At 70.7% G+C, this 20,467-nt stretch carries 24 protein-coding genes; 16 read left to right on the plus strand and 8 right to left on the minus strand.

What is annotated here, in order from left to right; translation table 11 throughout:
• The first annotated feature begins 11 nt into the window (after positions 1-11).
• The 4 genes from ACIBEI_RS39775 (at position 12) to ACIBEI_RS39790 (ending at position 2,843) form a co-directional block, all read left to right on the plus strand.
• Positions 12-440 carry a roadblock/LC7 domain-containing protein gene (locus tag ACIBEI_RS39775; protein ID WP_269651805.1) on the plus strand — a complete coding sequence of 143 codons (429 nt, stop codon included), beginning with the start codon at positions 12-14 and terminating at the stop codon, positions 438-440.
• A gap of 1 nt (position 441) precedes the next feature.
• Positions 442-798 (plus strand): DUF742 domain-containing protein, encoded by a 357-nt coding sequence (locus ACIBEI_RS39780; RefSeq protein WP_398895534.1) that lies wholly within the window; start codon positions 442-444, stop codon positions 796-798.
• Positions 785-1,399 carry a GTP-binding protein gene (locus ACIBEI_RS39785; protein ID WP_398895536.1) on the plus strand — a complete coding sequence of 205 codons (615 nt, stop codon included), beginning with the start codon at positions 785-787 and terminating at the stop codon, positions 1,397-1,399. Before ACIBEI_RS39780 ends, ACIBEI_RS39785 begins: the two co-directional genes overlap by 14 nt.
• Before the next feature lie 403 nt (positions 1,400-1,802).
• A complete protein-coding gene (locus ACIBEI_RS39790) occupies positions 1,803-2,843 on the plus strand; it encodes a YbhN family protein (protein ID WP_398895538.1) in 1,041 nt (346 codons plus the stop codon).
• Between the two features lie 68 nt (positions 2,844-2,911).
• Here ACIBEI_RS39790 and ACIBEI_RS39795 read toward each other — a convergent pair whose 3' ends face one another.
• Both ACIBEI_RS39795 and ACIBEI_RS39800 read right to left on the minus strand, forming a co-directional pair.
• Positions 2,912-3,367 carry an RpiB/LacA/LacB family sugar-phosphate isomerase gene (locus ACIBEI_RS39795; protein ID WP_398895540.1) on the minus strand — a complete coding sequence of 152 codons (456 nt, stop codon included), beginning with the start codon at positions 3,365-3,367 and terminating at the stop codon, positions 2,912-2,914.
• A 72-nt stretch (positions 3,368-3,439) separates the two neighbouring features.
• A complete protein-coding gene (locus tag ACIBEI_RS39800; RefSeq protein ID WP_266494194.1) occupies positions 3,440-3,976 on the minus strand; it encodes a helix-turn-helix domain-containing protein in 537 nt (178 codons plus the stop codon).
• A gap of 180 nt (positions 3,977-4,156) precedes the next feature.
• Here ACIBEI_RS39800 and ACIBEI_RS39805 point away from each other — a divergent pair, with 180 nt between their 5' ends.
• The 4 genes from ACIBEI_RS39805 to ACIBEI_RS39820 are packed head-to-tail and all read left to right on the plus strand — an operon-like array spanning position 4,157 to position 7,516.
• Positions 4,157-4,567: a DUF3311 domain-containing protein gene (locus tag ACIBEI_RS39805; protein ID WP_398895541.1), complete on the plus strand. Its 411-nt coding sequence runs from the start codon at positions 4,157-4,159 to the stop codon at positions 4,565-4,567.
• Positions 4,564-6,081, plus strand: a complete 1,518-nt coding sequence (locus ACIBEI_RS39810) for a sodium:solute symporter (protein ID WP_398895542.1) — start codon at positions 4,564-4,566, stop codon at positions 6,079-6,081. Before ACIBEI_RS39805 ends, ACIBEI_RS39810 begins: the two co-directional genes overlap by 4 nt.
• 17 nt (positions 6,082-6,098) lie before the next feature.
• Complete coding sequence (locus tag ACIBEI_RS39815) at positions 6,099-6,416, plus strand: TIGR04076 family protein (RefSeq protein WP_266494202.1); 318 nt, start codon at positions 6,099-6,101, stop codon at positions 6,414-6,416.
• Positions 6,413-7,516 (plus strand): LLM class flavin-dependent oxidoreductase, encoded by a 1,104-nt coding sequence (locus ACIBEI_RS39820; protein WP_398895545.1) that lies wholly within the window; start codon positions 6,413-6,415, stop codon positions 7,514-7,516. Before ACIBEI_RS39815 ends, ACIBEI_RS39820 begins: the two co-directional genes overlap by 4 nt.
• Here ACIBEI_RS39820 and msrB read toward each other — a convergent pair.
• The 4 genes from msrB to ACIBEI_RS39840 all read right to left on the minus strand — a co-directional run bounded on the left by msrB (position 7,467) and on the right by ACIBEI_RS39840 (position 10,886).
• A complete protein-coding gene (msrB, locus tag ACIBEI_RS39825) occupies positions 7,467-7,883 on the minus strand; it encodes a peptide-methionine (R)-S-oxide reductase MsrB (RefSeq protein WP_398895546.1) in 417 nt (138 codons plus the stop codon). The genes ACIBEI_RS39820 and msrB overlap by 50 nt on opposite strands.
• Before the next feature lie 28 nt (positions 7,884-7,911).
• Positions 7,912-9,300 (minus strand): UDP-N-acetylmuramate--L-alanine ligase, encoded by a 1,389-nt coding sequence (murC, locus tag ACIBEI_RS39830; protein WP_398895548.1) that lies wholly within the window; start codon positions 9,298-9,300, stop codon positions 7,912-7,914.
• 168 nt (positions 9,301-9,468) lie between these two features.
• Complete coding sequence (locus tag ACIBEI_RS39835; protein WP_398895549.1) at positions 9,469-9,942, minus strand: indole-3-glycerol phosphate synthase; 474 nt, start codon at positions 9,940-9,942, stop codon at positions 9,469-9,471.
• Between the two features lie 134 nt (positions 9,943-10,076).
• Positions 10,077-10,886, minus strand: a complete 810-nt coding sequence (locus tag ACIBEI_RS39840) for a pyrimidine reductase family protein (protein ID WP_398895551.1) — start codon at positions 10,884-10,886, stop codon at positions 10,077-10,079.
• On the opposite strand from ACIBEI_RS39840, the gene zapE reads away from it, so the two are divergent.
• The 8 genes from zapE to ACIBEI_RS39880 all read left to right on the plus strand — a co-directional run bounded on the left by zapE (position 10,885) and on the right by ACIBEI_RS39880 (position 18,688).
• Positions 10,885-12,033 (plus strand): cell division protein ZapE, encoded by a 1,149-nt coding sequence (gene zapE, locus ACIBEI_RS39845; RefSeq protein ID WP_398895553.1) that lies wholly within the window; start codon positions 10,885-10,887, stop codon positions 12,031-12,033. The genes ACIBEI_RS39840 and zapE overlap by 2 nt on opposite strands.
• 202 nt (positions 12,034-12,235) lie before the next feature.
• The gene (locus ACIBEI_RS39850; protein WP_398895555.1) at positions 12,236-12,610 is read left to right on the plus strand and encodes a hypothetical protein; all 375 of its coding nucleotides are present in this window, start codon (positions 12,236-12,238) and stop codon (positions 12,608-12,610) included.
• A 154-nt stretch (positions 12,611-12,764) separates the two neighbouring features.
• Complete coding sequence (locus ACIBEI_RS39855; RefSeq protein ID WP_398895556.1) at positions 12,765-13,355, plus strand: carbonic anhydrase; 591 nt, start codon at positions 12,765-12,767, stop codon at positions 13,353-13,355.
• Positions 13,356-13,405: 50 nt separating this feature from the next.
• The gene (locus ACIBEI_RS39860; protein WP_398895557.1) at positions 13,406-14,857 is read left to right on the plus strand and encodes a SulP family inorganic anion transporter; all 1,452 of its coding nucleotides are present in this window, start codon (positions 13,406-13,408) and stop codon (positions 14,855-14,857) included.
• A 170-nt stretch (positions 14,858-15,027) separates the two neighbouring features.
• On the plus strand, positions 15,028-15,897 hold the full coding sequence (locus ACIBEI_RS39865; RefSeq protein ID WP_398895558.1) for a slipin family protein: 870 nt from the start codon (positions 15,028-15,030) through the stop codon (positions 15,895-15,897).
• Between the two features lie 97 nt (positions 15,898-15,994).
• Positions 15,995-17,398: a PhoX family protein gene (locus tag ACIBEI_RS39870; RefSeq protein ID WP_398895559.1), complete on the plus strand. Its 1,404-nt coding sequence runs from the start codon at positions 15,995-15,997 to the stop codon at positions 17,396-17,398.
• A gap of 205 nt (positions 17,399-17,603) precedes the next feature.
• A complete protein-coding gene (locus ACIBEI_RS39875; RefSeq protein ID WP_398895561.1) occupies positions 17,604-18,464 on the plus strand; it encodes an aldo/keto reductase in 861 nt (286 codons plus the stop codon).
• A 41-nt stretch (positions 18,465-18,505) separates the two neighbouring features.
• A complete protein-coding gene (locus ACIBEI_RS39880; protein WP_398895599.1) occupies positions 18,506-18,688 on the plus strand; it encodes a hypothetical protein in 183 nt (60 codons plus the stop codon).
• Here ACIBEI_RS39880 and ACIBEI_RS39885 read toward each other — a convergent pair whose 3' ends face one another.
• Both ACIBEI_RS39885 and ACIBEI_RS39890 read right to left on the minus strand, forming a co-directional pair.
• The gene (locus ACIBEI_RS39885) at positions 18,689-19,357 is read right to left on the minus strand and encodes an ABC transporter (RefSeq protein WP_398895562.1); all 669 of its coding nucleotides are present in this window, start codon (positions 19,355-19,357) and stop codon (positions 18,689-18,691) included.
• Positions 19,354-20,349, minus strand: coding sequence for an ATP-binding cassette domain-containing protein (locus ACIBEI_RS39890; RefSeq protein ID WP_398895564.1), 996 nt, complete (start codon positions 20,347-20,349; stop codon positions 19,354-19,356). The genes ACIBEI_RS39885 and ACIBEI_RS39890 overlap by 4 nt, the downstream gene beginning before the upstream one ends.
• Positions 20,350-20,467: the final 118 nt, after the last annotated feature.

The following is a 20,467-nucleotide window of genomic DNA, read 5'->3' on the forward strand; positions in this document are numbered from 1 at the left end:
AGGACAGAGAAATGACACGCCCCATCCCCGCCACGCACAGCCAGCTCGACCAGCTGCTCACCGGACTGGTGGACCGGGTCGCCGAGGTGAACCACGCCGTCGTGCTCTCCGAGGACGGACTGGTCGTCAGCAGGTCCACGGGGTTCCTACGGGATGACGCCGAGCGTCTTGCGGCGACCGCGTCCGGTCTGATGAGCCTCAGCAAGGGCGTCAGCATGGACTTCCGCGGCGGTCCGGTGAGGCAGGCGCTGATCGAGATGGCCAACAGTTACCTGATACTCAGTACGGCCGGGCCGGGCGCCCATCTGGCCGTGCTCACCAGCCAGGGTGCGGACGTCGGCGTGGTCGCGTACCAGATGAACATGCTGGTGAAGAAGATCGGCGAGCACCTCAGCGCGGCACCGCGGGCGGGCGTCGCCGTCATCGACAACGGCGAGTGAAGTGAACGGAGGCGACGCGAGCGGCCGTCTGGTGCGGCCGTTCACGCTGACCGGCGGCCGCACCAGGCCCAGCCGCACCGACTTCACCCTCATCACGTCGGTCACCACGGTGGACCCGCCACCCGACCGGGCCGCGCGGCTGCAGCCCGAGCATGCGCGGATCCTGCGGCTGTGCGCCAAGCCGGTCGTGGTCGCGGAGCTCGCCGCCCAGCTCGACCTGCCGGTCAGCGTGGTGTGCATCATGCTCTGCGACCTGCTGGAGGCGGGCCGGATCGTCGCCCACGCCCCACGCCAGATCTCCCGAACCTCGGACATGGACCTGCTGCAGAAAGTGAGGGACGGCCTTGGCCGGCTCTGACCCCGTCATCCAGGGGACCTCAGCACCCGACACGGTCAAGATCCTGATCGCCGGGGGATTCGGCGTCGGCAAGACCACCATGGTCGGCGCGGTCAGCGAGATCGTGCCGCTGCGCACCGAGGAACCGCTGACCTCGGCCGGCCTGGGCATCGACGACCTCAACGGCATCCCGGAGAAGCACGCCACGACGGTGGCCCTGGACTTCGGCCGGATCACGCTCAGCCAGGAACTCGTGCTGTATCTCTTCGGCACGCCGGGGCAGCAGCGGTTCTGGTTCATGTGGAACGACCTGGCCATCGGTGCCCTGGGGGCCGTCGTCCTCGTCGACGTCCGCCGCCCTGAGTCCAGTTTCGCCGCCATCGACTTCTTCGAGCGGCGCGACATCCCGTTCGTCGTGGGCGTCAACGGCTTCCACGGCGAGCATCCGTACGCCGCCGAGGAGATCCGGGACGCCCTGGCCCTCCCGGAACACACCCACGTACTCCTCTGCGACGCCCGCGACCGGGAGTCGTGCCGGGACGTACTGATAGCGCTGATAGACCAGTTGATAGCCACGTCGGCACAGAGCAACGGAAGCGGACGGCCGAGCGGGCGGGTGTGAGCGCCCTCGGTGGGATCGACCGGGGGCCGGGCGCCGCCCCGCCCGGCCTGATGACCCATCAGGAATGCCAATGCCCCGCGACGCCGGCGCGGAGCGCGTGATGCGCGTACACGTCCGCCGCGGCCACCAGGCCGTCACGGCGGGAACGGACGAGCGCCGGGACCAGTGACCGGGCCGCACCCCCGCAGGTCACCCCTCGGCACGCACTCCGCGCGGCCGCACTCCGTACGGCCTTCACTCCGTGCACGGTGGCCCGCGTCGCCCGCCCGCCCGCGCTCCTTCGGCTCCCGGACACCATGACGTCACACCGAGCGGGCACGTTTCGGTCGTCCCCTCCTGCCTTGCCCTGTATCCGTCCGCCCCGCTCCCCGCGCGGGCGTGACGCGGAAGGACGACGTGCGCCGTGTCCCTGCTGCCGCTCGACACCACCGTCCCCCGGGCGCTCCCCACGCCCACCCCGTCCCCTTCGCCCTCACCCTCGCTCTCCGGCTCCCGCTCCCGCTTCTCCGCCGCCGCGCGCCTGACCCGCTGGACGCTGAGCCTGCTCCCGCTCCTCCTCATCGGGGCGTGGGCGGTACTCGACTGGCGTGCCGTCCGTGACGGCGCCGCCCGGCTGGCCTCCGCCGACCCCTGGTGGCTACTGGCCGCGGCCCTGTTCACCTGCCTGGGATGGGTGGCCGCCGCGTGTGTGCGGCAGGGCGCCATACCGGACCGGCTGCCGCCGGGACTGCTGCTCGCCTCCCAGGTCGCCGCGGGTACCGCGAACCACGTACTCCCGGCGAGCATCGGCGCCCACGCCGTCACCCTGCGCTTCCTTCAGGGCCGCGGCATCCCCCTCGCCAGGGCCACCGCCTCGCTCGCCCTGTACTCGCTGGTCAAGCCGATCGCGAAGACGCTGGTGCTGCTGGTCTTCATGGTGGCCTTCCCGGAGTTGCTGCACCTCGGTGAACTCGTCCCGGACGAACGGACGATGCTCCTGGTCGCCGGAGCGGTGACCCTCGGGTTCGGCACGGCCGCCCTGCTCGTGACCACCGTGCGTCCGCTGCGCCGCCCGGCCCTCGACTGCGTACGCACCGCCCTGACCGACGTCCGGGTGCTGCACACCCGGCCGGCCCGGATCCTCGCCCTCTGGGGCGGTTCGGCCGCGACGCCGCTGCTCCAGGGCAGCGTGATCGCCACGGTCGGGTTCTCGCTCGGGCTCCCGCTGTCCTGGGCGCAGGTGATCCTCGCACTGCTCCTGGCCAGTACGGCGGTCGGAGCCGTACCCGCGCCCGGTGGCATCGGGCCGGTCGACGCGGCCCTGGTGTTCACGATGGTCGCGTTCGGCGCACCGATCGGCATCGCCACGGCGAGCGTCATCGGCTATCGCGTCCTGACGGTCTGGGTACCCCTGCTGCCGGGCGCGCTGGTCCTGTCGATCCTGGTACACCGGAAGGTGCTGTGAGCCACGCCCAGACCGGGCACCGGCACCGGACACCGGACACCGGACACGGGCACGGACACGGACAGCAGCTACGGAACGGTGTTGCCGAGGTCCAGCCGCCCGATGTGGGCCACGTTCCCCCGGTCCTCGGCGTCCTCGCTGGCCTCCGCGGCGAACCAGGCGTCGAGGATCTCCTTGAGCAGCGGCTCGGACGTCAGCCGCAGACTGAGCGCCAGCACATTGGCGTCGTTCCACTGCCGTGCGCCCTGAGCCGTGTACGCGTCCGTGCACAGCGCGGCCCGCACCCCCGGCACCTTGTTCGCGGCGATCGACGCCCCCGTGCCGGTCCAGCAGCACACGACCGCCTGATCGGCCGCCCCGGCGGCGACCTCCCGAGCCGCCGCCTCCGAGCACACCGCCCACTGCGGATCGTCCCCGGGGCTCAACGCCCCGTACGCCAGCACCTCGTGACCACGCGCGCGCAACTCTTCGAGCAGGGCTCGGGCCACGGGTTCGTCCATGTCTGAGGAGACGGAGATCCGCATACCGCCGAGCCTACTCAGCGGATGGGGCCGACGCGGTGCCGCCGTTGCCCCGCGCCCGGCCGATGAGGGCGCTCATGGAGAGGGAGGGTTGATCGAGACGATGTACTCGACCGGATCGGGCGACGCGTTCAGATAGCGGTGCGGCTGCCGGGAGTCGAAGGTGATCGACTCCCCGGCGGCAACCTGGTGAACCTGTCCGGTGATCTCCACGGTCAGCGCCCCCGCGACGACGAAGGCGCACTCGACGGACGGGTGCGCCCAGGGCTCCGCGCTGGTGGCGGCGCCGGGTGGCAGTACCGCGCGCAGCACCTCCAGCTGCCCGTTGCCCGGGGTCAGACGCTCGTAGCCGACCAGCCCGCGTGGGCCGCTGAGTATGGTGCGTTCGCCCGGTCGGCTCACCCAGACGGCGGGCGCGGTGGCGTCGTCGAACAAGGACGCCACGGATTCCCCGAACACGGCGGCGAGCCGGCGCAGGGTGGACAGGCTGGGTTCGGTCACGCCACGTTCCACCTGGCTCAGCAGGGTCGGTGACAGCCCCGTCTCGGCGGCGAGCGCGCGCAGGCTCAGGCCCTGCTTCGTCCGAAGCATACGCAGCTGGCTCCCGATCATGATCCTCCTTGTACGACCTCACTGCACAAACCGAGCACGCCGCCGAACGCATCGGGCAGGTAAATTCGCCGCACCAGCCTTGACGGTCATTTCAAGCCACCCTATGGTCGCAGCACCTTGTGCACTCGTACTGCACATCGTAGTGATGTCCCCGGCTGTGCCCCAACTCTGGGAGAGACCATGGCATCGACGCGGCCCCGCGGACAACGGTCCAGCGGCAGATCCCGCCCCTACTACTGGCTCCTCATCCTGCCCTTCGTCTGGCAGGTCGCTTTTGTTCCCCTGGTCAACGAGGTGAGCGCCGCCCCGCTCGACATCCCGTTCCCCATGGTGTGGCAGATGGCCGGAGTGCTGGTCGCCTCGGCTGTCATCGGCGTCGTCTACCTCCTCGACGAGCGGGCGGGGGTGGCGTCGGAGGAGGCCGTTTTCATCGCAGCCACCGCAGCCACCGCCGAGGCCAGAGGCACCGCCGAGGCCAGAGGCACCGCCGAGGCCATGGGCACCGCCGAGGCCATGGGCACCGCCGAGGCCATGGGCACCGCCGAGGCCGGGCAACCCGGCGCCGACAAGCCCGGCGGTGACCGGTCATGACCCTGCTCATCGCCATCGTCATCGTTCTGGGCACCACCCTCGGTGCCATCGGCTTCGGGCGACGCTCGGGCACCGCCTCCGCTGCGACCGTGTCCAACTGGGCGGTCGGCGGCCGCCGCTTCGGCGTCGTGCTGTTCTGGTTCATGAACGCCGGAGAGATCTACACCACCTTCGCCGTCCTGGGCATCTCCGGCTACGCCTGGGCGCTGGGGGCCCCGGCCTACCTCGCCTTCACCTCCGTCTCCCTCAGCTACGCCATCGGCTACTGGCTGATGCCGAAGATCTGGAGGGCAGGCCGCAAGCACGGGCTGATCACCCAGGCGGACTTCTTCACCGCCCGTTTCGACGCCCCCTGGCTGGGCGCGGTGACGGCCCTGGTGGGCATCGCGGCGCTCATCGTGTACGTACAGATCCAGCTCGTCAGCCTCAGTCTGATCGTGCGGCTGACGATCGGAAGCGCGGTCTCCCCGGACGTCGCCGTCGTGGTCGGTGCCCTGCTGATGCTGGCCTTCGTGTTCCTGGCGGGGCTGCGGTCGGCCGCCTTCTCGGCCGGCGTCAAGGACGTCCTCATGGTCGTCGTCATGGTGCTGCTGACCGTCACCGTGGCGGGCAAGGTCGGAGCGTCGTCGTTCCTCGACATCTTCCGCCTCGCCGAACAACAGCATCCGGGTATCGGAAGCTTCCCCGGGATCGATCCGGAGTCCCCGACGACGACCGTGTGGCTGATGACCTCGGCACTCAACGTGGCGCTGGGCAACTGGGTGTTCCCGCACCTCTTCCAGGTGTCCTACTCGGCGGCCTCGGGCAGCGCGATCCGACGCAACGCGATCTGGCAGCCGCTGTACTCGCTCGCCTACTTCTTCATCATCCTGCTGGGCTTCGCGGCCCTCGTGGCCGGCACGAAACCGGAAGGCGGCAACCTCAACGCGGCGCTGCTGCAGTTCGTCTCCGACGAGTACCCGAGCTGGGTGATAGGCCTCGTCGCGGGTACGGGCTTCCTGCTCGCCCTGGCACCCGGATCCGTCCTTCTCCTCACCAGCGGATCGCTGTTCGCCCGCAATGTCGTCGGACTGGCCAGGCCGGATCTGTCCGACCGCACCACACTGTGGGTCTGCCGCGTGTCCATGACCGTGTTCGCCGCGGTAGCGGTATGGCTGACGCTCGGGCAGAGCAAATCACTGGTGGACATCCTGCTCTACGCCTACTCGGCGATCGGCATGCTGGCGCCGGGCGTCTTCTTCGCCTTCGTATGGCGCAGGACGTCGGCCGCGGGAGTACTGCTGGGCATCATCGCCGGGTTCGTCGCCCTGCTCGCACCGTTCGCCAAGGACTTCTGGGCCGAGCAACTGCCCACATGGGAACCCGGTCTGATCGCCATGGCGATCAACGCGGCGGTGCTGGTGCTGGTGAGCGCACTCACGCCCGCGCCCAAGGCCCAGGCCACCGCGGTGGGCCTGGACCTCACGGCCCCGACGGCCGCCCCCGCCGCCGAAGTCGTACGGCCCGCCCACTAGGGAAGGAAGGAAAGCCCATGAAGGACCTGACCGAGCTCTACGACCTGAGAGTCACCGTGGACCGCATCGAGGGCCGGTCGGTCTGCGGGATGTCGGTCGGCGACTACTTCGACCTGGTCAACAGCGCGGAGCTGCGGATCCCCGAGGGACGGCACTTCTGCCTCTACGCCCTCCAGGCGGTACTGCCCCTGCTGCCCGCCAAGCAGCGGGCGCTGCCCGAGAGCGACTGGCTGGAGCGAGACACCCTGGTCTGCTGCCCGGATCCCGAGGAAAGGCTGATCATGCGCATCGACCGCACGGGCCGGTGCAGTCTCAACACAGAGGATCTGACGTGACCAGGACCGAGATCGGGCTGGGGTTCCAGAGCGACAAGCGCCCTGCGGACTACGCCCGCCTCGCCTCGAAGGCCGAGGAGTACGGCTTCGACGTACTGTCGGTCTTCGGGGATCTCATGTACCAGCCGCCGATCTTCCCCCTCCTGGAGATGGCGCGGGCCACTCACCGGGTACGCATCGGCGCCGCGTGCTGGAATCCCTACTCGCAGCACCCGTACGAGATAGCGGGGCAGGTCGCGGCACTGGACCTGGCCTCGTCCGGCCGGGCGTACCTGGGACTGGCCCGGGGCTCCTGGCTCGGGGACGTGGGCCTCAGCCAGCCACGGCCGCTGGCCCATCTGCGGGACGCCGCCGGACTGATCCGGACGCTGCTGTCGGGCTCACCGGACGGCTTCCAGGGGGAGGTGTTCCAGCTCACCCCGGGAACGCGCCTGGCATACGAGACCTTTCGCCCGCGGATTCCCCTGCTGATCGGCACCTGGGGAGCCCGGACGGCAGCACTGGCCGGCCGGATCGCCCAGGAGGTCAAGATCGGTGGAACGGCGAATCCCGCGATGGTGGAGGTGATGCGCGGCCGCATCTCCGCGGGCGTGAGCGACCCCGACAGCGCGGACCACTCTGCCGGGGCCGGGCAGCCCGGCATCGTGGTGGGGGCGGTGACCGTGGTCGACGAGGACGGACCGCTCGCCCGGAGCAGGGCACGCACGGAAGTCGCCATGTACCTGGCCGTGGTGGCCGAACTCGACCCCACCATCGACGTGCCCGGGGACCTGCTGGCCCGCGTGAAGGACCTCCTCGCCCGCGGCAGGGCGTCCGAAGCGGGCGCGCTCATCCCCGACGACCTGCTCGACCTCTTCGCCTTCTCCGGCACCCCCGAACAGATCGCGGCCCAGGCTCAGCGACTGATCGACGCCGGGGCGAGCAGGGTGGAGTTCGGCACCCCGCACGGCCTGAACGACGACCGCGGCGTCGACCTGCTCGGAACCCGGGTGCTCCCGCTGCTCGACACCGAACCCGAACCCGAACCCGAACCCGAGCTCCGCAACGACGCTACGCCGCTCCACCCGCCTCAGGCGTCAGCCGCAGCGAAACACTGTTGATGCAGTACCGCTGGTCCGTCGGAGTCGGATAGCCCTCCCCCTCGAACACGTGCCCAAGGTGCGACCCGCACCGGGCGCACCGCACCTCCGTACGCACCATCCCGTGCGACCGGTCGGCGATCAGTTCGACCGCGTCGGAGTCCTTCGGATCGTAGAAGGACGGCCAGCCGCAGTGCGACTCGAACTTCTCGGTGGAGGTGAAGAGTTCGGCGCCGCAGGCGCGGCAGGAGTACACGCCCTTCGTCTTGGTGTCGGTGTACTCGCCGGTGAACGCCGGCTCCGTGCCTGCCTGGCGCAGGACCGCGTATTCCGCCGGGTTCAGCTCCGCGCGCCACTGCTCGTCCGGCTTTTCGATGTCGTACGACATGAAGCTCAACCCCTCACTACAGGTACGGCTACTTCGACAGGCGGGTCAGGATCTCGGGTCCGAGGTCCGTCACGTCACCCGCGCCCATGGTGAGAACGAGATCACCGGGCTTCGCCATTCCCGCCACCAGCGCGGGCACGTCCGCCTTGTCCTTAGCCGGCGTCACGTCCGCGCCCGCCGCCCGGGCCGCCTCGATGATCAGCTCGCTCGTCACACCCGGGATCGGGTCCTCGCGGGCCGGGTAGATGTCCAGCACGACCGAGGCGTCCGCCAGGGAAAGGGAATCGCCCATCTCCTTGCCCAGCTCCTGGGTGCGGGAGAACAGGTGCGGCTGGAAGACGACCAGGATGCGCGCGTCGCCGGCAGCGGCCCGCATCGCCTCCAGGTCCGCGGTCATCTCCGTCGGGTGGTGCGCGTACGAGTCGATGACCTGCACGCCCGCCGCCTCGCCCTTCAGCTGGAGCCGCCGCTTCACACCCGTGTACGAGGCGATGGCCGGGGCCAGCTCCGCCGCCGGGATGCCAAGGGCCGCGCCCGCCGCCAGCGCCGCCACCGCGTTGTGCGCGTAGTGACGGCCGGGGACCGAGACCGTGAAGGTGAGCGGCGAGCCGTCCAGCTCGACGGTCACCTCGCTCTTCAGGCCCTGGGCGACCACGGACAGCACACGTACGTCCGCGTCCTCGGAATCGCCGTACGTCACCACCTTGACGTCGTCCGACAGCCGCCGGGTCAGTTCGCGCGCGCCCTCGTGGTCCGCGGTGATCACCAGGGTGCCGCCGGGCACGATCTTGTCCGCGAACGTCTCGAAGGACTCGTAGATCTCGTCCATCGACGCGTAGTTGGCGTGGTGGTCCAGCTCCACGTTCAGCACGATCGCCACCTCGGGCGCGTACTTATGGAAGCTGCGGTCCGACTCGTCGGCCTCGGCGACGAAGATCTCGCCCTCGCCGTGCAGGGCGTTGGAGCCGGGGGCGTCGAGGTCGCCGCCGATCGCGTACGACGGGTTCAGGCCCAGGGTCGACAGGGACACCGCCAGCATCGACGTCGTGGTCGTCTTGCCGTGGGTGCCCGCGACCGCGATCGGCCGCAGGCCGTCCATCAGGCGGGCGAGGGCGTCCGAGCGGTGGACGACCGGGATGCCCAGCTCGGCGGCGCGGGCCAGCTCCGGGTTGTCGGCGCGGATCGCGGAGGAGACCACCACGCAGGTCGCGTCGTCGGCGAGGTGTCCGGCCGCGTGGCCGATGTGCACCGTCGCCCCCAGCGCGCGCAGGGCCTCCGCGGTCGCGGACTCCTTCGCGTCACTGCCCGCGACCTTCGCCCCGCGCTGCGCGAGGATCTTCGCGATCCCCGACATCCCGGCACCGCCGATGCCGATGAAGTGCGGTCGGTCCATGGCGGTGGGAAGACCGGGTGCCATACGTGTTACTCCCAGGACTCGGGTGGGACGGTGAGCGCGCCCAGCCTATTAGCTGCGGCACCCCGCGCCCCCTCAGGGGCGCGGGGAACTGCGCGACCAGCCCCCACGCACCCGCACCCGCAGCCGCAGCCGCAGCCGCAGCCGAAACTCAGCCCCCCACAGCCCCACTCACGACTTGCTGTGCGAGAACAGCTTCAACACCGGCACCCCCACCTTGTGCCGAGCCCGCGAGGCCCAGTCCCGGTGGAAGAACTCCTCCACGTAATGAGGATCGGTCAGCACGATGACCTCGTCCGCGTCGATCTCGTCGACAAGCACCTTCAGCGCATCCAGCGGATGATCCTCGATCAGCCGCCCCTCCGCCGCGCTCCCCGCCGCCCGCAAGGCCACCAGCGACACCTCCAGGGCCTTCTGCCCCTGGCCGACGGCCTCCTCGCCCTCGGGCGTCTCGTTCTCGCGGGCCGCTTCGTCCAGCTCGCCGAGCGCCACGTCGTCGATGGCCCGCAGCAACCGGTCGGCCTGGTCGCCGCGGGGCTGGAGCAGCACATGGAAGGCGACGTCCTCGTCACCGTGCAAGCTGGTGACGAACTCCACGTCCGCGGACGTCAGGGCCTTCTCGATCATCAGTACGCTTGTGAACACGACAGGCGCCCTTCTCATCCGTGGGCCGTCCGTAGGCCCCTGCGGAAACCATCCTGCCCCGTAACCGCACGGGGACTGCGAGATTTAGTGTGCCCAGCGAAAGCCAAACGGAACGGATGATTCCGTCTATTTGGTCAGGTCCGACGGTAACGGCTGAACAGGAACCCGGCCTCCTCCAGCAGAGAGGTCAGCTCGAAGCGCCTCGGCACGGCCACCGGAGGGCCGCCGGCGATGCGTTGGGCGTCGCCCGCCGTGAGCATCGGGGACACCGTCAGACAGAGCTCGTCGAGTACCCCGGCCGCGACCAGCTGGCCGAGCAGCCGGGGCCCGCCCTCGGTCAGGAGCCGGTACAGGCCCCGGTCGGCGAGCGCGCGTACGGCCCGGGCGGGGTCCACGCCCATGCCGTCCCCGGCGATCACGACCTGTGCGCCGGCCTTCTCGGCGGCGGCGACCCGGTCGGGGGCGGCCGCGGCGCCCGTGAGCACGAGCGTGGGGACCAGGGGCGAGGTGAAGAGCGGCAGCGAGAAGTCCAGGTCCAGGCTCGCGCTGACCACCGCGATCGCCGGGGCCGGGCCCTGCCCCGCCGCCTCGCGGAGCGCGGCGAAGTCCTCCCGCGCGCGTGCCGGACGGTAACCCTCCTGGCGTACCGTTTCCGCACCGACCACCACAGCGTCCGCGAGCGCCCGCAACGTACCGAAGATCCGCATGTCGGCGGCGCTGGAAATGGGCTGCGAACGCCCGTCGTGCTGGGCGGCCCCGTCGAGCGTGGACACCATGTTGGCCCGCAGCCACGGCTGCGGCCCCGCGGGACCGCAGCCGGACGGATAGGCGTACGCCGCCGCCAGCTCCTCCAGTGCCCACTCGTGGTCCGCCCCCTCCGTACCAGGGCCCCCACCCGAGTCCCGGGCTGCTGTCTCGTCGGTCACAGGGAACAGGCGTCGCATGTCCTGCAGTCTGGCACGGCCCGTAGAGTGGGGAACCGTGTCAACCTCCACCAGCGCCTCCGGTCTCGGTTCCATAGCCGACGCGGCCCCGTCGTCCCTCTGCGCCCGTGAGCCGCGTGTTCCCGCGGATCGGCTGGTCGCCGAGATGGTGCCGCCGCCCCGGTTCGACTCGGTCCGCTTCGATACGTACATTCCGGACCCGAACCAGCCCAGCCAGACCGAGGCAGTCCACGTGCTGGACGCCTTCGCGGCGGGGCTCGGCGGAGCGCAGGCCGCCGGCTCCGGCAAGCGGGGCTTCCTCGGCTTCGGGAAGAAGGCCGCGAAGGCCCCGGCCGGCCCCCGCGGGGTCTACCTCGACGGCGGTTACGGCGTCGGCAAGACACACCTCCTCGCCTCCCTCTGGCACGCGACCCCCGCCGAGCCCTCCCTCAAGGCCTTCGGCACGTTCGTGGAGCTGACGAACCTGGTCGGCGCCCTCGGCTTCCAGCAGACCGTGCAGACGCTGAGCGGTCACCGGCTGCTCTGCATCGACGAGTTCGAGCTGGACGACCCCGGCGACACCGTCCTCGTGTCCAGCCTGCTCGCCCGGCTGGTCGAGGCGGGTGTGGCGCTCGCCGCCACCTCCAACACGCTGCCGGGCAAGCTCGGCGAGGGCCGGTTCGCGTCGGTCGACTTCCTGCGCGAGATCCAGGGCCTGTCGGCGCACTTCCGGTCACTGCGCATCGACGGCGAGGACTACCGCCACCGCGGGCTGCCCGAGGCCCCGGCCCCGTACTCCGACGAGCAGGTCACCAAGGCCGCGTACGCCACGCCGGGCGCCTCGCTCGACGACTTCCCGCATCTGCTCGACCACCTGGCCCGGGTCCACCCCAGCCGGTACGGCGCGCTGACCGACGGGGTCACGGCGGTCTGTCTCACGGACGTCCAGCCGGTCCCGGACCAGTCGACCGCGCTGCGGCTCGTCGTCCTCGCCGACCGGCTGTACGACCGTGAGGTGCCGGTGCTCGCCTCGGGGATGCCCTTCGACCGGCTGTTCAGCGAGGAGATGCTGAACGGCGGCTACCGCAAGAAGTACTTCCGCGCGATCTCCCGGCTCACGGCGCTGGCACGGGACGCGAAGGACCTCGTCGGGACGCGAAGGGCCTAGCGAAGGGCCGTCCGAACCGTCGCCCGAACCACCGCCCCAACCGCCGTTCATCAGCCGGTTTCCGGCCTGCTTCCGATGCTCTTCGGCCCACTTCAGGCTCTCTTCAGGGTGAAACGTTAAGTTAACCCTGCAAACAACTTCACCCGTTAACGTTCATGTTGACGTGAGAGCACCTGACCCGAAGTCGGCCGAGAGGGGGCGCATGCTACGAGGTACGACGGCCCGGACCCTGTTCACCGTTCTCGCCGCCGTCCTGCTCGCCCTGCAACTCTCCGCGCCTGCTTCGGCGTTCGCTTCCGCGCACGCGACACCTGTCACGGGCCCCAAGAGCAAGGCCGAGTTCGTCACCTGTGGCGAGGGCCTGCACCCGGGCAGCCCGACGGGTCCCCTGCGGACCCGTGACCGGATCCGCGTCGCGGACCACGTCCCCCAGTCACCCGCGCGTCCACTGCTCTGCAAGGACCCCGCGACCTATCACGACGACCCGTCGCACATCGCCGCTCCCGCGGCGCACCACCGCACGACGAGATCGTCGACAGCCCATTCCGCGGCGGCACTTCAAGTGTTCCGCTGCTGACCCGACCCCCACCGGGCACGAAGCGACTCCGACCTGACCCACCCTCACACGCCACGTCCGCCGAGCGCGTCGACGTGGGGTCATGTCGCCGTACCCGCATGCGCTCCGTTTTGTACACCGACGCGCCCTCTGGCGCGCCAGGAGGAACTGACACATGCAGCCCCTCATCGATCACGCACGCTCCTTCCGCAAGCAGTCCGCGGACCGCCCGGAGGAGTTCGCCCGTCTCGCCGAAGGCCAGTCCCCGCAGGTCCTGTTCATCACCTGCTCCGACTCCCGGGTCGTCCCGGCCCTGATCACCGGAGCCCGGCCCGGTGAACTCTTCGAACTGCGCACGGCGGGCAACATCGTCCCCCCGCACACCTCCTCGCAGCCCACCAGCGAGGCGGCCACCATCGAGTACGCCGTGGAGGTGCTCGGCGTCGCGGACATCGTCGTCTGCGGCCACTCCCACTGCGGTGCCGTCGGCGCGCTGGTGCGCGGCGACGACCTGACCGCCGTACCCGCCGTACGCGACTGGCTCGCGCACTCCACTCCCCGGCCCGAAGGCGCCGTCGAGGATCCGGCCGTTGCCGAGGCCGTGCAGAGCCACATACTCACCCAGCTGCTGCGACTGCGCTCCTACCCGTGCGTGGCACGGCGTCTGACGAGTGGTCAACTCCGGCTGCACGGCTGGTTCTACGAGGTGCACACCGGCTCCGTGCTGGCGCACGACGTGCACGCCGACGCCTTCGAGGAGCTGTGAGCAACGCGATGGGCACCCCCACAGGCAACCGAACGAGTACAAGCAACCGAATGAAGTTCCCTCATCTGCGGCAGGACTTCGCCGCCTCGCTCGTCGTCTTCCTCGTCGCCCTGCCGTTGTGCGTGGGCGTGGCGGTGGCGTCGGGCGTGCCCGCCGAACTCGGCCTGGTCACCGGCATCGTGGGCGGCCTCGTCACCGGCATGCTGCCCGGCAGCAGCCTGCAGGTCTCGGGCCCGGCCGCGGGTCTGACCGTGCTGGTCTTCGAGGCGGTGCAGGAGTACGGACTGCCCGTGCTCGGAGTCATCGTGCTGGCCACGGGTCTCATCCAACTCGCCATGGGCGCCCTGAAGTTGGGGCGCTACTTCCGGGCCATCTCGGTGGCCGTCGTCGAGGGCATGCTGGCCGGCATCGGGCTCGTCCTGATCGCCGGGCAGCTCTACTCGGTGGCGGGCGCACAGGCACCCGCCTCGGGTCTGGGCAAGCTGGCCGGACTGCCGGGACTGGTCGCCGACTCCGCCGGGTCCGCCGAGGCACTGGCCTCGATCGCACTCGGGGCCGGCACCGTCGCCGTGCTGGTGCTGTGGAAGCACCTGCCGAAGAAGGTGCGTACGGTGCCGGGGGCGCTCGCCGCGGTCGCGCTGGCCACGCTCGTGACGCCGGCGTTCGGCCTGCCCGTGGCGACCGTCGAGGTGAAGGGCCTGCTCGGCTCGATCCAGCTGCCGGGCTTCGAGACCGTCGGCGAGCTGGCGAGTCTCGGCGTGCTCGGCACGGTGGTGGCCTTCGTGCTGATCGCCTCGGCGGAGTCGCTGTTCAGCGCCGCCGCCGTGGACCGGCTGCACGACGGACCGCGTACCGAGTACGACAAGGAACTGATGGCGCAGGGCGCGGGCAACACGGTCTGCGGGCTGCTCGGCGCGCTGCCGATGACCGCGGTGATCGTGCGCAGCGCGGCGAACGTGCAGGCGGGCGCGCGGACGAAGGCGTCCCGGGTCATGCACGGAGTGTGGCTGCTGCTGTTCGCGGCGCTGCTGCCCGCCGTGCTCGCCTACATCCCGCTGCCGGCCCTCGCGGGCATCCTGGTGCACGCGGGCTGGAAGCTGATTCCGCTGCGCGGGATCGTGTCGCTGTGGCGCGAGCACCGGGGCGAGGCGCTGATCCTGATCGTCACGGCCGTGTCGATCGTCGCGATCAGCATGTTCGAGGGTGTCCTGATCGGGCTCGCCCTCGCGGTCGCCAAGACGGCCTGGGAAGCCTCGCACCTCAAGCTGGAGGTCATCGACAAGGGAGCGGGCCCTGTGCAGGCCTACCTGTCGGGCAACGCCACCTTCCTGCGGCTGCCGAAGATCCTCGACAACCTGGAGGCACTGCCCCAGGACCGGCCGGTCGAGCTGGACCTGTCGGGGCTGCACCACCTGGACCACGCGTGCCGGACGGCCCTGGAGACCTGGGCCGAGCGGCACAGCGCGACGGGCACGGAGCCGGTGAAGGTCACCACGCCGTAGACCCTCCGTGAAGTAAACCCTCCGTGAGGTAGACCCTCCATGAGCAGGCAGGAACGGCCCGGGGCTCGACAGAGCCCCGGGCCGTTCCGCTTCCGGAACTCGGGCGTATCGTTGAATTAGCCACATAAGCGGCGACTCGATCGGCAGAGGCGCGGAGGGCAGGGGTCGTCATGGTCGAAGAACTCCTGGTCGCGGCGGTGACGGTCGCGTCCGCCGGGGTCGTGTACGTCGCGGCGGCGGCACGGATCGTCAAGCAGTACGAACGCGGAGTGGTCCTCCGGCTCGGGCGGCTGCGCGGAGAGCCGCGCACTCCGGGGTTCACGATGGTGGTCCCCGCGGTCGACCGGCTGCACAAGGTGAACATGCAGATCGTGACGATGCCCGTGCCCGCGCAGGAGGGCATCACCCGGGACAACGTCACGGTTCGCGTGGACGCGGTGGTCTACTTCAAGGTGGTCGACGCGGCGCACGCGATCATCCGGGTCGAGGACTACCGCTTCGCGGTCTCGCAGATGGCGCAGACGTCACTGCGCTCGATCATCGGCAAGAGCGACCTCGACGACCTCCTGTCGAACCGCGAGAAGCTCAACCAGGGCCTGGAGCTGATGATCGACAGCCCGGCCGTGGACTGGGGCGTGTCCATCGACCGCGTCGAGATCAAGGACGTGTCGCTGCCGGAGACGATGAAACGGTCGATGGCCCGGCAGGCCGAGGCCGACCGTGAGCGCCGGGCGCGGATCATCAACGCCGACGCGGAACTCCAGGCGTCGAAGAAACTGGCGGAGGCCGCCGGAGTGATGTCCGAGCAGCCCGCCGCGCTCCAACTCCGGCTGCTGCAGACCGTGGTGGCGGTCGCCGCAGAGAAGAACTCGACGCTGGTGCTGCCCTTCCCGGTGGAGCTGTTGCGGTTCCTGGAGCGGGCACAGCAGCCGAACGAGGCGCACGGGACGGACGTTCCGCGGGTGGCGTCGGCACCTGACGAACGAGCTGAGGGCCAGGGCCCAACTCCCCCGCCATCCGGGTCATCTGACGCTGCGTGAGAACGCCACGCTACGCGCGTGGTTCACGTGTCCGGTGCTGCGTGATACACACAGGCGGGTCACTTTCTCCTGTCCGCCAACAGGAAGGTTTGTTCCCATGTCTGTTTCCCGCACGCCCGCGACACGACGCGAGGTGCTCGCCCGCTCCGGTGCCCTGGGAGTGGGCATCGCGTTCACGGGAGCCATGTCGGAGCTCTTCACCGGCACGGCCACCGCGTTGGGCCACACCGGATACGGCCCCCTGATCCCCGACCCGGACGGTCTGCTGGACCTGCCCGAAGGTTTCCGCTACCGGGTGCTCTCCCGCGAGGGCGACCAACTGCGCTCCGGCGAGGGCCGGGTGCCGAGCAACCACGATGGCATGGCCGCGTTCGCCGGGCGGTCCGGCTCCGGCTCCGGCGACAGACACGGCCCGGTCGTCCACCTGGTCCGCAACCACGAGAACCGCAACACCGGCCGCATCCCCGTCCCGACGATCGAGGGCCTCACCTACGACCCGATGGGCAAGGGCGGCTGTACGTCGCTGACGGTCGACTCGCGCGGAAACGTGCTCGACGAGCGGGTCGCGATCGCCGGTACCGCCGTCAACTGCGCGGGCGGGCCCACCCCTTGGGGCACCTGGCTCACCTGCGAGGAGACCGAGGACAAGGCCGGCACGAACGGCTACACCAAGGACCACGGCTTCATCTTCGAGGTCGACCCGGCGCATCCGCACCGCACGGGCGCGGTACCGCTCACCGCGATGGGCCGCTTCCAGCACGAGGCGATCGCCGTCGACCCGAAGCGCGGCATCGTCTACGAGACCGAGGACGCCTTCGAGAGGCCCTTCGGTCTCTTCTACCGTTTCCTGCCCAACAAGCCCGAGGGCGGCCGCGGTTCGCTCCGCGCGGGCGGCCGGCTCCAGGCTATGCGCGTCCCTGGTGTACCGGACCTCTCCTCGATCCAGGAGACGGGCGCGAGCTTCGACCGTATCGAGTGGGTGGACGTCCCGGACCCGCTCGCCGCCCAAACCGCCATCCGCTTCCAGGACTTCGGCCCCAAGGGCATCACCCACGCCCAGAAGCTGGAGGGCTGCTACTGGGGCGGGAAGTCCGTCTACTTCGTCTCGTCCTTCGCGCACAGCAGCGAGGGTTCGGCCGCCGACCACTTCGGCCAGATCTGGCGGTACGACCCCGACGCCCGCCGGCTCACCCTGGTGATCGTCTTCGGCCCCGACACGGACGTACAGCTGCCCGGCGAATCCCCCGACAACATCTGCCTCGCCCCCAGCGGCGGCCTGATGGTCTGCGAGGACGGCGGGGGCGTACAGCACGTGTACGGCGTGACGCGACGCGGCGAGGTGTACGCGATGGCCCGCAACCGGCAGAACATCGGCACGCCGGAGGAGCCCGAGTGGGGCGAGTTCGCGGGCGTCACCTTCTCGCCCGACGGCAGGACGATGTACGTGAACTGCTACACCCCCGGGACGACGTTCGCGGTGACGGGGCCCTGGCGGAGGTAGCTCCGCGCCGGCCGAGCAGGAGCCGAGCCTCGGCCGAGGGGAGGGGTGGGGTGGGGTGGGACGCGGGCAACGGGTCCCACCCCGGCGGCTCCGACTCCGGATTCATCACCGTCACCGCTCAAAGCGATCGGATTCTCTTGTTGGACGGTTAAAAGGTCACGGTGGAGGCTGGGGCGTACCGAACGAATCCCCAGGAGGAACCTCCATGCAGACACGCACCGTCGGTGACGTCCAGGTCGGAGCGATCGGTCTGGGCGGTATGCCGATGTCCATCGAGGGGCGCCCCGACGAGCAGCGTTCGGTCGCGACCGTCCACGCCGCGCTGGAGGCCGGTGTGACGCTGATCGACACCGCGGACGCCTACCACCGGGACGCCGACGAGGTCGGTCACAACGAGTCCCTGATCGCCCGCGCGGTGGCCGAGTACAGCGGCGACACCTCGGACGTACTGATCGCCACGAAGGGCGGTCACCTCCGCCCGGGCGACGGCTCGTGGACGTTGAACGGCTCGCCGGAGTACCTGAAGAAGGCCTGCGACGCGTCGCTGGAACGGCTCGGCGTGGAGGCCATCGGGCTCTACCAGTTCCACCGGCCGGACCCGCGCGTCCCCTACGAGGAGTCGGTCGGGGCGATCCGCGATCTGCTCGACGCGGGCAAGATCCGCTTCGCGGGCATCTCCAACGCCAGTCCCGACCGGATCCGGCTGGCCAACGAGATCCTCGGCGGCCGGCTGGTGAGCGTGCAGAACCAGTTCTCGCCCGCCTTCCGTTCCAGCGAGCCCGAGTTGGAACTCTGCGCGGAACTGGGCATCGCGTTCCTGCCGTGGAGTCCGCTGGGCGGCATCTCGAACGCCGGCGAGCTGGGTTCGCGGTACGCCGCGTTCGCCGACGTGGCCCGGACCCACGGCGTGAGCCCCCAGCAGGTCTGCCTGGCCTGGATGCTCGCGAAGGCGCCGGTGGTGATCCCGATCCCGGGTTCCTCCCGCCCCGAGACGATCCGCGACTCGGTCGCCGCCGCGGAACTGAAGCTGTCCGCGGAGGAGCAGGCACGCCTGGACGCGGCGTGAGAGGCCCCCGCCTACCCCGCGCCCCTCAGGGGCGCGGGGAACTGCGCGACCAGCCCCCACCGGCCGGCACATCACCCACCGACCTCCCCCCTTTCCCCCGGGGGGCCGTCGCCGAGTGCGTGCTCTGCCAGAAGCCCACCGAGTACCCGGAGTCGCACAAGGGCATCACACTATGCCCCGTCTGCGAGTGGCAGGAGGCCCAGCGCACGGCCTGCTCCGGTTGATCAGCCCCGGCGGGTGGTGAGCGCGCAGGCCACCGCGACGGCCGCGACAGCCAACGCCCCGGCGGCGAACAGCGGCAACACCGGCGCCGGTACGACCCCTGCCTGCGACCCCGTCACCAGGTCGCTGACCGCCACGCGGGCCGGTGACCCCGTCACCACCAGCGCCAGCACCGCCGCGAGCAGCATCGCCGGAACCGCGCGTCCGGTCGACCGCAGCAGTGGCCGGGTCGTGAGCGCTCCGACGGCCGTGCCGAGCAGGGCGCAGGCGAGTGCGGCGAGCAGCCCGGCGCCGCCCGCCGGTACGACGGGTACGGGCGTCCGATGGTCGGTGCTCGCCGGATCGCTGACCACGGTCACGACGACCGTCGCCACCACCCCGAGCAGCGCCGCCGCCCCGAACGCGACGAGCAGACAGGCGAGATGCGCCCGCGCGGGCCCGGCCGCCGCACTCACACAACTCCGGGCGGCGGGCGGCTCGTTGGTGGCACAGATGCGTACGAGCCAGGCCGCGACGGGCAGTACCGCGGCGGCCGCGTAACCGAGCGAGTCCAGCACCGGCTGGCCCGTCTGGACGCCGATCCCCAGAACGGCCGCGTACAGGATGACCGGCGGCAGCCAGCGCTGGGAGCGGAGCAGGAGCGCGGCCTGATAGCGGAGGAGCGCGATCATGAGCGGACCTCGGCGTCGACTTCGGCACCGGCACCGGCACCGGCACCGGCACCGGCGCCTGGATCGGCATCAACAGCCCCTTCGGCAAGGGCTGTTGGCTGTACGCGGGTCATGGGCGGCCCCTCCCCCACGCTTACCACATGCCACGGCGGGTGGGCCGTCAGCAGGGTCCTGAGCAGGGTGTCGGAATGCGTCTCGGGAACCGTGAGGCGGAGCCTTCCGGGCACGCGGCCGGCACCGGGGCCTGAGCCGGGGCCGGGCTCCTCGACGGAGACGGCCAGGCGCGTCGCCTCGGTGGGCGGCTCGGCGCCCGGCGGCCCCTCGACCTCGACCACCACGTACGACTCTTCCCTCGGCATCGAACTGCCCGTGACCGTACGGACGTTGCCGTCCACGACCGCGTACGTGACGTCCGGTGCCCCCGCCAGCCGTCGCGGGTCGTGGTCGACGAACACCACCGTGCCGCCCGCGGCCCTGCGTTCCAGCACCGCCCGCTCCAGTTCCGTACGGGCGGCCGTGTCGAGGCCGGTCCAGGCCTCGTCGAGGACGAGGAGTTCCGGTTCGGCGAGCAGGGCCTGGGCGACCGCGACCTTCTGGCTGCTGCCCTTGGAGAGTTCCGACATCGGCGTACGGGCGTACTCGGCGGCGCCCAGGCGTTCCAGCCACTCGACGGCGGCCCCGGCGGCCTCCCCGCGGGACAGGCCGTGGACGCTGCCGAGGTGGATGAGATAGCCGGCCGCGGTGAAGGGGAGGGCGGCCGGGAAGCGTTCGGGGACGTACGCGGTGCGGGGGCGGCCCGTGATACGGCCCTCGGTGGGTGCGTCGATCCCGGCGAGCAGCCGCAACAGGGTCGACTTTCCCGTGCCGTTGGCCCCCTCGATCCGCGTCAGGGTGCCCGGGGCCAGCGTGAGGTCGACGCCGCGCAGCACCCATGGGGCGCCGCCGAAACCGTACCGGCGGCCGACGCCCTCCAGCAGCAACTCGCGATTCATGCGCCCCATCCTCGCGCGGATGTTCGCGTGAGCGCAGAGGAACCGGCCAGAGGAACCGGCCGGAAGAACCGGCCGGAAGAACTGGTCAAGGGAACCGATCTTCCGCCTGGCAGACTGG

Source organism: Streptomyces sp. NPDC050988, assembly GCF_044456225.1.
In the GTDB taxonomy this organism is placed as follows: Bacteria; Actinomycetota; Actinomycetes; order Streptomycetales; family Streptomycetaceae; genus Streptomyces.

Coding starts and splice junctions, on each gene's coding strand:
- ACIBEI_RS39850 (WP_398895555.1), top strand. CDS start 12,236: ATGCTACGAGGTACGACGGCCCGGACCCTGTTCACCGTTCTCGCCGCC.
- ACIBEI_RS39885 (WP_398895562.1), bottom strand. CDS start 19,357: ATGATCGCGCTCCTCCGCTATCAGGCCGCGCTCCTGCTCCGCTCCCAG.
- ACIBEI_RS39865 (WP_398895558.1), top strand. CDS start 15,028: ATGGTCGAAGAACTCCTGGTCGCGGCGGTGACGGTCGCGTCCGCCGGG.
- zapE (WP_398895553.1), top strand. CDS start 10,885: ATGTCCTGCAGTCTGGCACGGCCCGTAGAGTGGGGAACCGTGTCAACC.
- ACIBEI_RS39775 (WP_269651805.1), top strand. CDS start 12: ATGACACGCCCCATCCCCGCCACGCACAGCCAGCTCGACCAGCTGCTC.
- murC (WP_398895548.1), bottom strand. CDS start 9,300: ATGGCACCCGGTCTTCCCACCGCCATGGACCGACCGCACTTCATCGGC.
- ACIBEI_RS39870 (WP_398895559.1), top strand. CDS start 15,995: ATGTCTGTTTCCCGCACGCCCGCGACACGACGCGAGGTGCTCGCCCGC.
- ACIBEI_RS39840 (WP_398895551.1), bottom strand. CDS start 10,886: ATGCGACGCCTGTTCCCTGTGACCGACGAGACAGCAGCCCGGGACTCG.
- ACIBEI_RS39855 (WP_398895556.1), top strand. CDS start 12,765: ATGCAGCCCCTCATCGATCACGCACGCTCCTTCCGCAAGCAGTCCGCG.
- ACIBEI_RS39875 (WP_398895561.1), top strand. CDS start 17,604: ATGCAGACACGCACCGTCGGTGACGTCCAGGTCGGAGCGATCGGTCTG.
- ACIBEI_RS39795 (WP_398895540.1), bottom strand. CDS start 3,367: ATGCGGATCTCCGTCTCCTCAGACATGGACGAACCCGTGGCCCGAGCC.
- ACIBEI_RS39815 (WP_266494202.1), top strand. CDS start 6,099: ATGAAGGACCTGACCGAGCTCTACGACCTGAGAGTCACCGTGGACCGC.
- ACIBEI_RS39890 (WP_398895564.1), bottom strand. CDS start 20,349: ATGAATCGCGAGTTGCTGCTGGAGGGCGTCGGCCGCCGGTACGGTTTC.
- ACIBEI_RS39860 (WP_398895557.1), top strand. CDS start 13,406: ATGAAGTTCCCTCATCTGCGGCAGGACTTCGCCGCCTCGCTCGTCGTC.
- ACIBEI_RS39810 (WP_398895542.1), top strand. CDS start 4,564: ATGACCCTGCTCATCGCCATCGTCATCGTTCTGGGCACCACCCTCGGT.
- ACIBEI_RS39805 (WP_398895541.1), top strand. CDS start 4,157: ATGGCATCGACGCGGCCCCGCGGACAACGGTCCAGCGGCAGATCCCGC.
- ACIBEI_RS39800 (WP_266494194.1), bottom strand. CDS start 3,976: ATGATCGGGAGCCAGCTGCGTATGCTTCGGACGAAGCAGGGCCTGAGC.
- msrB (WP_398895546.1), bottom strand. CDS start 7,883: ATGTCGTACGACATCGAAAAGCCGGACGAGCAGTGGCGCGCGGAGCTG.